We start from the raw sequence: 13,564 nt of genomic DNA, 5'->3' as shown, positions 1-13,564 counted from the left end.
CTCAGCCCCGCTGCAGGCACCGCGAGATTGGCGCGAGCGTGATCCCGCTGTTTTGACCGGCCCCGAGCGCCAGCGCGAGCAGCGCCGTGTATTCGTGTAGCCGCGCGCCGCCATGTGGGTCGCCGGGCATGATGCCGGCGGACGGGTGGCACATGAGCACATCGCCGGTACGGCAGGCCGAGAGCCATTCGGACAAACGCTGCTGGTGGCGCTCCATGTCGCCCGAGAAGTCGTAGACGCCCAGCAGCCGGCTGCTGGTGGGAATGCCGCGCCGGGCTGCCAGTGCAGCGAGCCGCGCTCCGCCGAGCGCATGGATGACGCGGGCCTTCAGGCTGTCGGGGCCGTGGCGCCAGCCCGGCGCCGTGTTGCGGACCCAGGGCGGCGACGAGGGATAGCGCCGAGCGATCTCTTCCACCAGCAGATCTCGCACCACCGGAAACTGGTGCACGTGCCGGTGCCCGTCCACGAAGGCGGGGGCGCGGCCCATGGCGTCCTCGAAGCGGCTGAACTGGTCGCGGATGTCGGCCTGCAGGCCCGGCGCGAAGATGGTGCGCGTGTAAGTGCGCGCGAGCAGGCCGCCCAGCCCCGGCTCGGGGCCGCCGGCATGAGCGGGCCGCGTGAGGTCCAGGTGCAGGCCGGTGTCGAAGTCCGCCGGTTCCAGGCGCCGCAGCACCTTGGCGCCGGTCAGCCAGGCCTCGCGCCGCACCATGCCGCTGGTCGCGGAAATCTTTCGCTGCTCGGCAAGGTCGAACACGGCCGAGTTGATGCCCGCGCTCATGCCGAAGTCGTCGGCGCAGATGCAGAGGTAGCGGGGCGATTCAGTCATTGCCGTTCGTGCCCGAATGCGGGGCGGTGGCTGGGGCCGCGGCCGGAGCTGCGGCGGGGAAGGGGGCGGTATCCAGGCAGTGCGGGTCGCCCGTGGCGCTGCCCGGGAAGCGCCAGGCCGCCAGTCCGTCGTTCACCGCCACGAGCTGCGCATTGTGCAACCAGGGGTTCGCGAGGTGCGCCGTGTTCGAGCCGATGAGCCAGGTGGTGCGCGGTATGCACAGCGTGTCCGCGAGCTGCGTGCGGTCGACCAGCGTGCGCGCGGCGTGCGCCGGATCGAAGCGGCTGGCGTCGAAGATTTCCTTGCGCCAGTTGTCGCGCGTGTCCTCGGCCGCCGCCTTCCAGTCGTCCGACACCAGCACCGGCTCGCGCAGGTTCCAGTAGAAGGGAATCTCGTAGTGGTAGCTGTCGAGCATCAGCACCTGGTCACCCGGTGCCACCGCTTGCCCAGCCGGCAGGCGCAGGCGCGTACCTGGCGGCGACGAGTACACCATGACGGCGACCACGCAGCCGATGCACACCGTTGCCGCCGCCAGCGTCGTCGCGCGCACCTTCGGCAGCAGGGCTTCGAGCGGGCGGCCCGCCAGCACCCGCCGCGCGATCAGGTACGCCAGGGGCGGCAGTGCCGGCAGCACGTAGCCCACCAGCTTGGAGCGCGGCAGCGAGAAGAACGCCACGATCACCGTTAGCCAGATCCACATCAGGCGGTCGATGTCCGGCTGGCGCGGGCGTGCTGCGTCCTCGTTCGATCCGCGGGGCACGAACACCCATGCGAACCACGGCAGCGTCAGGCCCGCCAGCACCGGCAGATAGAACCAGAAGCCGTGCTCGTTGTTGAAGCCCGATGACGCGAAGCGCCGGAAGTGCTGGGTGACGACGAAGTAGTCGAAGAATTCCGGGTACCTCAGCTGCATCGCGACGAACCACGGCCCGGCCACGACCAGCAGCACGGCCCAGCCGGGCAGCCACAGCGCGAGCCGCAGCGCCGCGAGCCTGCGCGTTGCCGCGCACCAGATCACGATCACCATCGCGGGCAGCACCAGGCCGATCAGCCCCTTGGCGAGCAGGCCGGCCGCGGCGAACAGCCAGGCGCCGGCCAGCAGCGCGCGCCACGGCTCCTCGCGCTCCCGGGCCAGCATTGCGCTGGCCGCCAGCAGCACGGTGCCCGATATGCAGCCCGCCACCAGCATGTCGAGGTTGGCGAACTGCGCGCCCAGGAAGAAGAAGGGCGTGGTCACCAGCACCACGGTGGACAGCAGTGCCAGCCGCACCGTCGACCAGCGGCGCAGGAAGAGAAAGAGCGCCGCCGCCGCCGCGCCCGCGCCCAGCACGGACGGCAGCCGCGCCGCCCATTCGACCGGGCCGGTGACCGACATCGCGGCCGCGCCTATCCAGTAGAAGAGCGGCGGTTTGTGAAAGAAGGGCAGGCCGTCGAGACGGGGCACCAGCCAGTCGCCCGAATGCAGCATTGCGAGCGCGACGCCGCCGTAGCGGCCCTCGTCGGGCGCCATCAGCGGGCGCATCCAGGCGGTGGCCAGCAGCCAGGCGAAGAGGGCGACGATGAGCCATAGCGGTTGAGGAGAGGTCCACCATGCGGAAGTGGTTCGTTTCATGTCTTCCCGGTCTCGAGTCCCGTCCCGCGTTCGCGGCTCACCACGTACAGCGGCCGTCCCTTCACCTCCTCGTAGATGCGCGCGATGTATTCGCCCAGGATGCCGGTGGAAATCATCTGGATGCCGATGAAGAACATCAGGCTCGCGACGATGGTGGTCCAGCCCGACACTTCGTTGCCGAACAGCAGGTAGTCGATTGCCACGAAGGTGCCGTACCCGAAGGCCGGCACCGCCAGCATCAGGCCCACCACGCTGACCACGCGCAGCGGCCAGGTGGTGAAGGCCGTGAGCCCGTCGATGGCCAGGCGCACCAGCCGGCGCACGTTGAAGGTGCTGGTGCCTTCCGCGCGCGGCGCGGGCGTGTAGGGCAGCGCCACGGCGCGAAAGCCCACCCAGGCGTACAGGCCCTTCATGAAGCGGCTGCGCTCGGGCAGGCTCATGAGCGCGTCGACCACCTTGCGGTCCATCAGGCGGAAGTCGCCAGCGTCCTTGGGCACGGCGAAGCGGTCGGATGCATTGACGAGGCTGTAGAAGAGCCTGCTGCCGAACTGCTTGAAGCGGCTTTCGTCGCTGCGCTGCTCGCGCACCGCGTACACCACCTCGGCGCCGGCCACCCACTGCGCGATCATGGTGTGGATGAGTTCGGGCGAGTGCTGCAGGTCGCCGTCGAGCAGCACCACAGCGTCGCCCGTGGCGGCGGCGAGGCCGGCGGTGAGCGCGGCTTCCTTGCCGAAGTTGCGCGACAGCGAGATGCAGCGAAAGCCCGAGAGCTCGCACCATGCCTCGGCAACCGCGACCGTGTCGTCGGTGCTGCCGTCGTCCACCACGATGATCTCCCAGCGCATGCGCGTGGCCCAGAGGATGTCCTCCAGCAGCGGCAGCAGGCGCCGCAGGTTCGGCCCCTCGTTGTAGCAGGGGATCACGCAGGAAATGCTGCGCGCTTCGTTCTGCGCCGTGGGCTGCACGCTGGTGTCGGTGTCAGCGGTCTGCACGGGAGCATCGCTGGCCTGCGGAAGGCGGACAGGTGCGCGTGCGTGCCTGCTGTTGTCGGTCGAAGAAATCATGGATGCCTCCAGGATGAAGCGGCCGCCGTCGTGTCGTCGCGAGTGCGGCCCGCTGGCGACGTTGGAAAAGAAAGAAATCGGTGCGCCAGCCGTTGCGCGACGACGAGCAGGGCCGCGATGGCACCCCCGAGCAGCAGGCCGGCGACGATGTCGAACGGGAAATGCACGCCGACATAAACGCGCGCCCAACCCGTAATGGCTGCGAGTGCCAGCAGCGGCACGCCCAGCTTGCGCAGATTGGGACGCAGCAGGAAGGCCAGTGCCACCATGAACATCACGGTTGCATGCGTGCTCGGCAGCGAGCCGCGGCCGGCATGCTCGATGTAGGCAGGTGCCAGCCCCAGCACGAAGGGGCGCGGCGTGTTGAGCGCCAGCGCGATCGCATGGGAGGCCATCGAAGCCAGGCCCGCGAAGGCCGCGACGACGAACAGGTAGGCGCGCTCGGCGCGATGCCGCCACAGCGCGAAGACGAGCACGCCCGCGCACAGCCAGCTGCCCCAGAGCGCGAAGGCGGATGCGACGGAGAGCACCCACGGCAGCGGCTGGCTGCCGGCCGTGAGCCATTGGAAGAGCGCGAGATTCAGCGCATTCATGACGCCACCTTTTTGGGCGTGATCTGGAAAACACGGGGCGAACGACGCCCCGCTGCGCGACGGGCGCAGCAAGAGAAACCGGACATGGTCAAACCTTTCGGCAGGGAAGAGAAAGCCCGCTGCGTGGCGCAGCAGACCGCCCGACGCGCGAGGCGTCGTGTCTCAGATTGCGGAAGGTGGAGCGACAGTCGGCGGCAGGCGCCGCCAGGGTTGCGCTGGAGGTGGCGCGCCGCCGTGCGGCGGCACGTGTTCGGGTGCTTCGCGCACGATGGGAACGACGAGCCGGGCGATGGCCAGGGCCAGCGGCAACAGCGCCAGCACCATCGCCATCAGCGTGCTCAATGCGAGGTCGAAGGCATCGGGGTGGTCGATGCTCGCGGCAGCCTGTGCGAACAGCGTGGTCTCGCGGTCGGACGGATGGTCCGCGCGGTCGTCGGCCTCGAACTGGGTGGTTTCGCTGGCGCCGCGCACGCGCAGCATCGGCTCGTCTTCCAGCCCGTCGCAGCGGAAATGGGCCGCGATGAAGGGCTGCAGAAAAATCAGCAGGATGCCCGCGACGCACCACCCCTTGTGGTGCGCTTCGGCAAAACGGCGGACGCGCGCGAGCAGCAGCATGAACGAATGCTAGGAGCTTCGTGTGAACCGAACCTGATCGTGCGGGTCAGCATCCCGCAAGGTTGAAGATGACGCGCGTATGAAGGGGTCTTTTCGGGAGAGGGCGCCGACCTCGTGTCGGCGGCCTTCCCTGAGCAGGGCCGCACCCTGCTGGCTGCGGCCGGGTGCTTGCCGTCTTCGCTTACTGCGAGACGGGCTTCAGGTAGATCTCGACGCGGCGGTTCTGCGTGCGCCCGTCCTCGGTGGCGTTGCTCGCCACGGGCTGGGTCTGGCCTCGTCCTTCGGTCGTGAGGCGCGCGCTTTTCACGCCATGGTCGACCAGGTAGGCACCCACGCTCTGCGCGCGGCGCTGCGACAGCGTCATGTTGTGCTCGGCATTGCCGGTGCTGTCCGTGTGGCCGACGACGCGCGCGTTGATGTTGGGCTCCTGCGCGATCGTCTGGGCTACGCCATCGAGGACATTGCGGAAAGATGGCTTGATGGTGGCGCTGTCGGTGTCGAAGGTCACCTGGCTGGGGATGTTGAGCTTCAGCGAGCCGTCGGGCTGATCGACGATCTGCGTGCCGGTGTCGGCGGTCTGGTTGCTGAGCTTGTTGCGGATGGCGGTCCAGTTGTAGCCGACGCCTGCACCGACGGCGGCACCGACCGCAGCACCGATGGCCGTGCTTTTCCTGTCGCGACCGATGAGGTTGCCCACACCTGCGCCGACTGCCGCGCCTGCGCCGGTGCCTACGGCCGTATGGGTTGCTTGCTCGGACGCGCAGCCCGCGAGGAGTGCGGCGACGATGGCGAGCGATGTCATTCTGGTTTTCATGGTCTTCCCTTTTCGATGTTTCGGATCCGGATCGGCAACGTCCGCGTCTGCCGCGTCGGCGCTCGATCCGAAGGGAACAACTCATGCATGCACGCTCGCGCCGACAGAGAAGCGCCTGCCGAGCTCGTGAATCCTCATTCGTTGCTTGCCGGCGTGAAATAGGTCTCGCGCCGTACGGCTAGTCACACATCGGGGTAAACATTCGTCAACTGCTTTGTCGCGAGGGCGTTGGTCGCAACATGCACGTGCTTTCGTGCGATTCACAAGGAGCGATCTTGAAGAAGACCCTTTTCCTGCTGGCGGCCAGTTCCGTGTTTGCCGTCTCTGCCTTTGCACAGCAACCAGCCGCTCCCGCGGCGACCAGCCCTGCCACGGCACCGGCTGCTGCCACGGCACCTGCTCCAGCGGCGACGAAGCCCGCTGCTGCGCCTGCCGCCGCTGCACCCGCTCCCGCAGCGGCCAAGCCCGCAGCCGCTCCTGCCGCCTCCACGCCTGCAGCGGCACCCGCCGCCGGCCAGGTATGGGTCAACGGCAAGGTCTATCACTGCGCCAACGACAAGTACTTCGGCAAGACCAAGCGCGGCTCGTACATGTCCGAAGCCGATGCGAAGGCCAAGGGCGCGCACGCCGCCCACGGCAAGGCGTGCTGAGCATCGAAGTCATGTGAATAGCGCCCCGTCAGGGGCGCTTTCTATTTGGCGCAGCGAAAGGCCTTGCGCCCTCCAGAGCGGCGCGGCGGGCCCTAGAACACGAACGGAATGAACCGCCGCGTGCCGCGCATGTACGCGCGGTAGTCGTCGCCGAAGTGCGCGATGCATTCCTGCTCGTCGCGCAGCGCCGTCATGAACAGCAGCACCGTGGCCGCGAGCACCAGCGCCAGCGTGAGCCAGCTGAACTGCTTGAGGAATGCGCCCCAGGCCAGCAGCATCAGCGCGGTGTACATGGGGTGGCGGATGTAGCGGAAGGCGCCGCTGCTGACGATGGCCGATGTCTTCTCGAAGCCGTACAGGGCCGGATCGTCGTTGCGCGCGTCGCTGGGCTTGCCCTGCGCCTTGAGCAGCCGCACCGCGTGGATCGGCAGCCAGATCGACAGCACGAAGAAGAGCGACGAGATGATCTGCCTGGCTGAGAACGGATCGTCATGCCACACGGGCAGGTTCAGCACGATCAGCACCAGCATGCATTCCCAGGCGAAGAAGCGGTAGAAGCCATGCGAGCCCGGCTGGCTCAGCGGGCCGCGCGACACGTAGAGCAGCGCGGCCGTGCCGGCGACGAAAAGGAATATCTGGATCCAGAAGAGCATGGCCGGCGAATTTACACGGCCTGCGGGCTTCAGCCCGAAATGGAGAAGCCGCCGTCAACGGGAATTGCGGTTCCCGTCACGTAGTCCGACGCGGCGCTCGCCAGGAACACGGCGGTGCCGGCGATGTCGCCCGGCTGGCCCCAGCGGCCGGCGGCGGCGCGGGCCTTGACGCGCTCGTAGAGGCCGGGAATCTGGCTGCGCGCGCCGTCGGTCAGCTCGGTCTCGAACCAGCCCGGCAGGATCGCGTTGACCTGGATGTTGTCCGCCGCCCAGGAGAGCGCCGTCGACTTGGTGAGCTGCACGATGCCGGCCTTGCTGGCGGCGTAGGCCGGCGCATAGGGCGCACCGAAGATCGACATCATCGAGCCGATGTTGATGATCTTGCCGCCGCCCGCGGCCTTCAGGTGCGGGTGCGCGGCGCGGCTGCACAGGAAGGCGCTGGTGAGGTTGGTGTCCATCACCTTGTGCCACTCGTCCAGCGAGAGCTGGTCGACCGGCTTGCGCACCGTGGTGCCTGCGTTGTTGATGAGGATGTCGAGCCGGCCGCAGCGCGCGGCGGCATCGTCGAAGAGCCTGGCTACCGAGGCCTCGTCGCTCACGTCGGCCTCCAGCGCGAAGCTGTCGCTGCCCAGCGCCTTCAATGCTTCGACCGCGGCAGCCGATTTCTGCGCGTTGCGCGCGGCAACGATGACGCGGGCGCCGGCCTTGGCCAGCCCTTGCGCCATGCCGAGGCCGATGCCTCCGTTGCCGCCCGTGACGAGCGCGACTTTGCCGGTGAGGTCGAACATGGAGGACGGGGAAGAAGACATCAGGCGGTGGCCGAGGCGGCGGGCGCTTCGGGCTTCTTGGAAACGAGGGTCAGGATATCGTAGCTCGCGACCAGCTCGCCGTCCTGGTTCGTCACCTCCACGTCCCATGCCACCACGCCCTGGCCCTGGCCGCTCGCGTCCTTCTTGTTGCGGTCGATCTTGCGCTTGCAGGTCAGGCGCGCCTGGATGGTGTCGCCGATGCCCACGGGCTTGGTGAAGCGCAGCGTGTCCAGGCCGTAGTTGGCCAGCACCGGCCCCGGCGAGGGCGACACGAACAGGCCCGCCGCCGCCGACAGCACGAAATAGCCGTGCGCGATGCGCTTGCCGAAGGGCGATTCCTTCGCCGCCACCTCGTCGAAGTGCATGTAGAAGTAGTCGCCCGAGATGCCGCCGAAGGCCACGATGTCGGCCTCGCCCACCGTGCGGCGGTGCGTGAGCAGCGAGTCGCCGATGCGCAGGTCCTCGAAGTAGCGGCGGAAGGGGTGCACTTCGCTCTCGCGCACGGCCGCGCCGCGCACGTGCTCGCCGGTGATGGCGGCCAGCATGGTGGGCGAGCCCTGTACTGCGGTGCGCTGCAGGTAGTGCTTCACCGCGCGCAGGCCGCCGAGCTCCTCGCCGCCGCCCGCGCGGCCGGGGCCGCCGTGCTTGAGCTGCGGCAGCGGCGAGCCGTGGCCGGTCGATTCGGCGGCGGCCTCGCGGTCCAGCACCAGCAGGCGGCCGTGCCATGCGGCGGCCACCGGAATGGCCTTGGCGGCGGTGGCCGGGTCGCGCGTGACCAGTGTGCCGACCAGGCTGCCCCGGCCGCGCGCGGCCAGCGCCAGCGCCTCGTCGATGCCGTCGTAGGGCATCAGCGTGCTGACGGGGCCGAAGGCTTCCACGTCGTGCGCGGCGTCGTGTTCGAGCGGCTTGCGGCTCAGCAGCAGCGTGGGCGCAAAGAAGGCGCCTTCGTCCACGCCGTCGCCCACGGGCGAGAAGCCGTCGCGTTCGCCGTAGACCAGCTCGGCGCCCTTCAGCAGCGTGGCCACGCGCTCGGCCACGTCGGCCTGCTGGTCGCGGGAGGCCAGCGCCCCCATGCGCACTTCCTCGCGCGAGGGGTCGCCCACCACCGTCTTGGCGAGCCGCGCGCGCAGGCGTTCGGCCACTGCGTCGAGATGCTGGCGCGGCACGATCGCGCGGCGGATGGCCGTGCACTTCTGGCCGGCCTTGATGGTCATCTCGCGCGCGACTTCCTTCACGAAGAGATCGAACTCCTCGTCGTCGGGCGTCACGTCGGGCGCGAGGATCGCGCAGTTCAGCGAATCGGCCTCGGCATTGAACGGGATCGACTGGCGCACGATATTCGGGTGCACGCGCAGCTTGGCGGCCGTGTCGGCCGAGCCGGTGAAGGTGACCACGTCGGGCCCTTCGAGCCGGTCGAGCAGGTCGCCCGTGCTGCCGATGACCAACTGCAGCGCGCCCTCCGGCAGGATGCCCGACTGCACGATCAGCCGCACCAGCGCCTCGGTGAGGTAGCTGGTGGCCGTGGCGGGCTTGCCGATGCAGGGCATGCCCGCGAGGAAGCTGGGCGCGAATTTCTCCAGCAGGCCCCACACCGGGAAGTTGAAGGCGTCGATGTGCACCGCCACGCCGCCGCGCGGCACCAGGATGTGCGTGCCCGCGAAGCCGCCCTTCTTGCCCAGCGGGAAGGCCGGGCCCTCGTGCACCAGGTTGCCCGACGGCAGCTCGTTGGTGCCGATGCCGGCGTAGGCGCTCAGCGTGCCGGCGCCGCCTTCGATGTCGATCCAGCTGTCGGCGCGCGTGGCGCCGGTGTGGGCGGAGATGGCGTAGAGCGTTTCCTTGTTCGCGGCGAGGTACTTGGCCAGTGCCTTCAGGCGCTCGGCGCGCTGCTGGAAGTCGAGCTTCATGAGCGCCGGAATGCCGGTGCGACGCGCGTACTGCAGGGCTTCCGCGAAGTCGATGGCCTCGGCGTGGGTGCTTGCCACGGGCTTGCCGTTGACGGCGCTGCGCAGCTGCTGCGCGGCCTGCTGGCCGATCCAGCGGCCGGCGATGTAGCTTTGGAGGGTGGTGGTCATGGTGCGAGTCCTTTGCGTGTTGCTCCTTCCCCCGCTGGGGGAAGGCTGGGATGGGGGCAGCCCCGTCCTCGAAGGCTGCGCGGCGGTGGAGGCCGCCGTGCCCCCACCCCTGCCCTCCCCCAGCGGGGGAGGGTGAAAGTCAAGTCACTCCTTCTTGCCGATACCCAGGTAGGTATCGATGATCCGCTGGTCATGCAGCAAATCGCGCGCCTTGCCTTGGAGCGCCACGGCGCCCATCTCCAGCACATAGGCGCGATCGGCCACCTGCAGCGCGGCGCGTGCGTTCTGCTCCACCAGCAGTACCGACACGCCGTGGCTGCGCAACTGAGACACCACGCGCAGCACTTCGCGCACCACCAGCGGCGCCAAACCCAGCGAGGGTTCGTCGAGCATCAGCAGGCGCGGGCGCGCCATCAGCGCTCGGCCGATGGCCAGCATCTGGCGTTCGCCGCCCGACAGTGTGGAGGCCATCTGCGGGCGTCGTTCCTTCAGGCGCGGGAAGATCTCGAAGATCTCGTCCATGCGGGCACGCTGGTCGCGCTTGCCCTTGCGCCACTGGTAGAAGCCGCCGAGCAGCAGGTTGTCTTCGACGGACATCTCGCCGAACAGCTCTCGCCGCTCGGGCACCAGCGCGACACCGCGCGCCACCATGGTCTCGACGCTGGGGCGCGAGACGCGTTCGCCGTCGAGCAGCAGCTGACCGGTGGAAGGCAGCAGGCCCATCGCCGCGCACAGCAGCGTGGTCTTGCCGGCGCCGTTGGGGCCGATGACGGTGACAATTTCGCCTTCGTTCACCTGCAGGCGCACGCTGTGCACCGCTTCCACCGTGCGGTAGGCGACGCAGAAATCCTCCAGCCGAAGAATGGGATGGCTCATCGTGCGTCCTCCAGCAGTTCGTCGTCGGCGCCGCCCAGATAGGCTTCGAGCACGCGCGGGTTGGCCTGCACTTCGGCGGGCGTGCCGGTGGCGATGACGGTGCCGAACTCGAGCACCGTGATGCGGTCGGCGAGGTTCATCACGAATTCCATGTCGTGCTCCACCACCAGGATGCCGAGGCCTTCGGCGCGCAGCTGGGCGAGCAGTTCCGAGAGTGCGCGCTTCTCCAGGTGGCGCAGGCCGGCGGCGGGTTCGTCCAACAGCAGCACCGAAGGCTGGCCGGCGAGCGCGCGGGCGATTTCCACCACGCGCTGCTGGCCCAGCGAGAGCGATGCGGCGGGTGTCTCGGCATGCGCACCGAGGCCGCAGCGTTCGATCTGCCTGCGCGCTTCGGCCATCAGCGCGGCCTCTTCCGCGCGGTCGAGCCGCAGCATTGCCGAGAGCCAGCCGCGCCTGGCGCGCAGGTGGGCGCCGAGCGCCACGTTCTCGACCACGCTGCGCTGGCCGAGCAGGCGTACGTGCTGGAAGGTGCGGCCCAGGCCCAGCGAGGCGAAGGCGCGCGAGGGCTTGCCCGACATGGGTTGGCCCACCAGGCGAACCTCGCCCGTGGTCGGGTCGTCCACGCCCGAGATCATGTTGAAGAAGGTGCTCTTGCCCGCCCCGTTGGGGCCGATCAGCGCATGCACCTCGCCGGCCTTCAGCGTCATCGAGATGTCGTTGTTGGCCACCAGGCCGCCGAAGCGCTTGCTCACGCCGTCGGCCTGCAGCAGCAGCGTGCCGGCGGCAGGCACCGCGCGCTGCGCGAGCTGCACCGTGGTCGATGCGGCGGGGCCGGCACCGGCCGCGCGCGGCACTTCGCGCACCCAGCGGCGCGAGAGCCGCGCGAGCGTGGGCCACAGGCCGTCGGCGAAACGCTGCAGCACGAACAGCATCAGCAGGCCGAACACCACCACTTCGAAGTTGCCGCTGGTGCCCAGCAGCGCGGGCAACACGTCCTGCAGCTTTTCCTTCAGCAGCGTGATCAGCGTGGCGCCCAGCACCGCGCCCCAGAGGTGGCCTGCGCCGCCGACCACCGCCATGAACAGCATCTCGATGCCGATGTTCAGGTTGAAGGGCGTGGGGTTCACGAAGCGCTGCATGTGCGCATAGAGCCAGCCCGAGATGGCCGCGAGCAGGGCCGCCAGCACGAACAGCTTGATGCGGTGGCGCGCGGTGTCCACGCCCATCGACTCGGCCATCAGCCGGCCGCCCTTGAGCGCGCGGATCGCGCGGCCTTCGCGCGAGTCGAGCAGGTTGTGCATGGCCCACAGCGCGAGCAGCAGCACCGCCCAGATCACCACGCCCAGCATGCGCGGCGTGGCGAACGACACGCCCGCCATCACCAGCGGCGGAACGCCGGTGATGCCGGTCTGGCCGCCGAGGAATTCCATGTTGCCCAGCAGGAAGTACAGGCTCAGGCCCCAGGCGATGGTGCACAGCGGCAGGTAGTGGCCGGAGAGCTTGAGCGTGACAGCGCCGAGCGTCCACGCCAGTGCGAAGGTCAGCACCAGCCCGAGCAGCAGGCCCAGCCACGGCACCAGCGCGGAGCCCGCGAGGCCGCCGAGCCAGCCGGCGGCCGTGGGCGAGGTGCAGATCCAAGCGGTGGCGTATGCGCCCATGCCGACGAAGGCGGCCTGGCCGAAGGAGGTCATGCCGCCCACGCCGGTCAGCAGCACCAGGCCCACGGCCACCAGCGCGTACAGGCCGATGTTGCTGAGCACGCTGACGGTGAACTCGGGCAGCCAGCCCCAGGCCAGCGCGAGCGCGACGATGAAGACGAGGGTGAGCACGCGCGGCGTCACGAGCGGGCGGCCCTCGGGCACCGCGTTCGCGGCGGCGGGAGCGGTGGTCGGTGAAGACGGGTTCATTCCTCGTCCTCCACGTGATGGCTGTGCAGCGAGCGCCACAGCAGCACCGGGATGATCAGGGTGAAGACCAGCACTTCCTTGTATGCGCTGGCCCAGAAGGAAGAGAAAGCCTCCAGCAGGCCGACCAGCAGCGCGCCCGCGAGCGCCAGCGGATAGCTCGCGAGCCCGCCGACGATGGCGGCCACGAAGCCCTTGAGGCCGATGAGGAAGCCGGTGTCGTAGTAGACCGTGGTGATCGGCGCGATCAGCAGGCCCGAGATGGCGCCGATGACGGCCGCCAGCGCGAAGCTCAGGTCGCCCGAGAGCTCGGTGGGAATGCCCGACAGCCGTGCACCCACGCGGTTGATGGCGGTAGCGCGCAGCGCCTTGCCGATCATCGAGCGGCCGAAGAACCAGAACATCGCGATCACCAGCACCAGTGTGACGCCCACCACCACCAGCGACTGGCCGTTGACCGGAATGCCGCCGAGGTCGAAGCGCATTTCGGAAAACGCGCTGGTGCGCGAACCCTCGGCGCCAAAGAAGAAGAGGCCCAGGCCCACCAGCACGCCGTGCAGCGCCACCGACACGATCAGCAGCATCAGCACGCTGGCGTCGGCCAGCGGGCGATACGCGACGCGGTACAGCAGCGGACCCAGCGGCGCGATCAGCACCAGCGTGGCGAGCGACTGCATCGCAAGAGAAGTGGGCTTGAAGCCGAGCACCAGCACCGCGGCCACGGCCGGGAAGGCCACGCACCAGGTCAGCGCCGAGCGCCAGTCGACGGTGGCGCCGCGCTTCCAGCGCCAGGCCTCCACCACCAGCACGATCACCGCCAGCGCCAGCAGCAGCCACAGCGTGGAGGGTGCGCGCCCGCCCTGCAGCGCAGCCATCGAGAGCGCGCCGAAGGCGACGAACTCGCCCTGCGGGATGAAGATCACGCGCGTGACCGAAAACACCAGCACCAGCGCGAGCGCCATCAGTCCGTAGACCGCGCCGTTCACGATGCCGTCCTGCCCGAGCAGCAGGGCGATCTGCAAATCCATAAAACAACCTTCGGGCGTCGCCCGTGACTCAGTTCAGGAACACCGAGG

At 69.1% G+C, this 13,564-nt stretch carries 13 protein-coding genes; 1 reads left to right on the top strand and 12 read right to left on the bottom strand.

All coding sequences use genetic code 11. The features are described 5' to 3' along the window. Position 1 precedes the first annotated feature (1 nt). The 6 genes from AC1VNX_RS27830 to AC1VNX_RS27805 form a co-directional block, all read right to left on the bottom strand. Positions 2-826: a ChbG/HpnK family deacetylase gene (locus AC1VNX_RS27830; protein ID WP_483160797.1), complete on the bottom strand. Its 825-nt coding sequence runs from the start codon at positions 824-826 to the stop codon at positions 2-4. Next, a complete protein-coding gene (locus AC1VNX_RS27825) occupies positions 819-2,438 on the bottom strand; it encodes an ArnT family glycosyltransferase (RefSeq protein ID WP_483160796.1) in 1,620 nt (539 codons plus the stop codon). Before AC1VNX_RS27825 ends, AC1VNX_RS27830 begins: the two co-directional genes overlap by 8 nt. After that, on the bottom strand, positions 2,435-3,502 hold the full coding sequence (locus AC1VNX_RS27820) for a glycosyltransferase family 2 protein (protein ID WP_483160795.1): 1,068 nt from the start codon (positions 3,500-3,502) through the stop codon (positions 2,435-2,437). Before AC1VNX_RS27820 ends, AC1VNX_RS27825 begins: the two co-directional genes overlap by 4 nt. Beyond that, on the bottom strand, positions 3,499-4,095 hold the full coding sequence (locus AC1VNX_RS27815) for a phosphatase PAP2 family protein (RefSeq protein ID WP_483160794.1): 597 nt from the start codon (positions 4,093-4,095) through the stop codon (positions 3,499-3,501). The genes AC1VNX_RS27820 and AC1VNX_RS27815 overlap by 4 nt, the downstream gene beginning before the upstream one ends. A gap of 162 nt (positions 4,096-4,257) precedes the next feature. Then, positions 4,258-4,710 carry a hypothetical protein gene (locus tag AC1VNX_RS27810; protein WP_483160793.1) on the bottom strand — a complete coding sequence of 151 codons (453 nt, stop codon included), beginning with the start codon at positions 4,708-4,710 and terminating at the stop codon, positions 4,258-4,260. 181 nt (positions 4,711-4,891) lie between these two features. Beyond that, positions 4,892-5,524, bottom strand: coding sequence for a YiaD family glycine zipper/OmpA-like lipoprotein (locus AC1VNX_RS27805; protein WP_483160792.1), 633 nt, complete (start codon positions 5,522-5,524; stop codon positions 4,892-4,894). Between the two features lie 275 nt (positions 5,525-5,799). Between AC1VNX_RS27805 and AC1VNX_RS27800 the strand changes: the two genes are divergently transcribed. Continuing rightward, positions 5,800-6,174 carry a DUF3761 domain-containing protein gene (locus AC1VNX_RS27800; RefSeq protein ID WP_483160791.1) on the top strand — a complete coding sequence of 125 codons (375 nt, stop codon included), beginning with the start codon at positions 5,800-5,802 and terminating at the stop codon, positions 6,172-6,174. Between the two features lie 92 nt (positions 6,175-6,266). Here the strand turns inward: AC1VNX_RS27800 and AC1VNX_RS27795 are convergent, their stop codons facing one another. From AC1VNX_RS27795 to AC1VNX_RS27770, 6 genes are all read right to left on the bottom strand, one after another. Further along, on the bottom strand, positions 6,267-6,827 hold the full coding sequence (locus AC1VNX_RS27795) for a methyltransferase family protein (RefSeq protein ID WP_483160790.1): 561 nt from the start codon (positions 6,825-6,827) through the stop codon (positions 6,267-6,269). 29 nt (positions 6,828-6,856) lie between these two features. After that, positions 6,857-7,636, bottom strand: a complete 780-nt coding sequence (locus AC1VNX_RS27790) for an SDR family NAD(P)-dependent oxidoreductase (protein ID WP_483160789.1) — start codon at positions 7,634-7,636, stop codon at positions 6,857-6,859. Beyond that, on the bottom strand, positions 7,636-9,708 hold the full coding sequence (paaZ, locus tag AC1VNX_RS27785; RefSeq protein ID WP_483160788.1) for a phenylacetic acid degradation bifunctional protein PaaZ: 2,073 nt from the start codon (positions 9,706-9,708) through the stop codon (positions 7,636-7,638). The genes AC1VNX_RS27790 and paaZ overlap by 1 nt, the downstream gene beginning before the upstream one ends. Before the next feature lie 144 nt (positions 9,709-9,852). Continuing rightward, positions 9,853-10,584 (bottom strand): ABC transporter ATP-binding protein, encoded by a 732-nt coding sequence (locus AC1VNX_RS27780; RefSeq protein WP_483160787.1) that lies wholly within the window; start codon positions 10,582-10,584, stop codon positions 9,853-9,855. Then, complete coding sequence (locus AC1VNX_RS27775; RefSeq protein ID WP_483160786.1) at positions 10,581-12,491, bottom strand: branched-chain amino acid ABC transporter ATP-binding protein/permease; 1,911 nt, start codon at positions 12,489-12,491, stop codon at positions 10,581-10,583. Before AC1VNX_RS27775 ends, AC1VNX_RS27780 begins: the two co-directional genes overlap by 4 nt. Continuing rightward, entirely contained in the window at positions 12,488-13,516 is a 1,029-nt protein-coding gene (locus AC1VNX_RS27770) for a branched-chain amino acid ABC transporter permease (RefSeq protein ID WP_483160785.1), read from the bottom strand. The genes AC1VNX_RS27775 and AC1VNX_RS27770 overlap by 4 nt, the downstream gene beginning before the upstream one ends. Between the last annotated feature and the right edge of the window lie 48 nt (positions 13,517-13,564).

The sequence above is a fragment of the Variovorax sp. TLI9-5A genome, assembly GCF_056867935.1.
Note: the sequence above shows the minus strand (reverse complement) of the source record. Positions and strands in the feature narration are given on the sequence as shown.

Bases quoted from the DNA above. Each gene is read 5' to 3' on its own strand.
- AC1VNX_RS27805 (WP_483160792.1), bottom strand. From the start codon at position 5,524: ATGAAAACCAGAATGACATCGCTCGCCATCGTCGCCGCACTCCTCGCG.
- AC1VNX_RS27790 (WP_483160789.1), bottom strand. From the start codon at position 7,636: ATGTCTTCTTCCCCGTCCTCCATGTTCGACCTCACCGGCAAAGTCGCG.
- paaZ (WP_483160788.1), bottom strand. From the start codon at position 9,708: ATGACCACCACCCTCCAAAGCTACATCGCCGGCCGCTGGATCGGCCAG.
- AC1VNX_RS27830 (WP_483160797.1), bottom strand. From the start codon at position 826: ATGACTGAATCGCCCCGCTACCTCTGCATCTGCGCCGACGACTTCGGC.
- AC1VNX_RS27820 (WP_483160795.1), bottom strand. From the start codon at position 3,502: ATGATTTCTTCGACCGACAACAGCAGGCACGCACGCGCACCTGTCCGC.
- AC1VNX_RS27775 (WP_483160786.1), bottom strand. From the start codon at position 12,491: ATGAACCCGTCTTCACCGACCACCGCTCCCGCCGCCGCGAACGCGGTG.
- AC1VNX_RS27780 (WP_483160787.1), bottom strand. From the start codon at position 10,584: ATGAGCCATCCCATTCTTCGGCTGGAGGATTTCTGCGTCGCCTACCGC.
- AC1VNX_RS27825 (WP_483160796.1), bottom strand. From the start codon at position 2,438: ATGAAACGAACCACTTCCGCATGGTGGACCTCTCCTCAACCGCTATGG.
- AC1VNX_RS27810 (WP_483160793.1), bottom strand. From the start codon at position 4,710: ATGCTGCTGCTCGCGCGCGTCCGCCGTTTTGCCGAAGCGCACCACAAG.
- AC1VNX_RS27815 (WP_483160794.1), bottom strand. From the start codon at position 4,095: ATGAATGCGCTGAATCTCGCGCTCTTCCAATGGCTCACGGCCGGCAGC.
- AC1VNX_RS27795 (WP_483160790.1), bottom strand. From the start codon at position 6,827: ATGCTCTTCTGGATCCAGATATTCCTTTTCGTCGCCGGCACGGCCGCG.
- AC1VNX_RS27770 (WP_483160785.1), bottom strand. From the start codon at position 13,516: ATGGATTTGCAGATCGCCCTGCTGCTCGGGCAGGACGGCATCGTGAAC.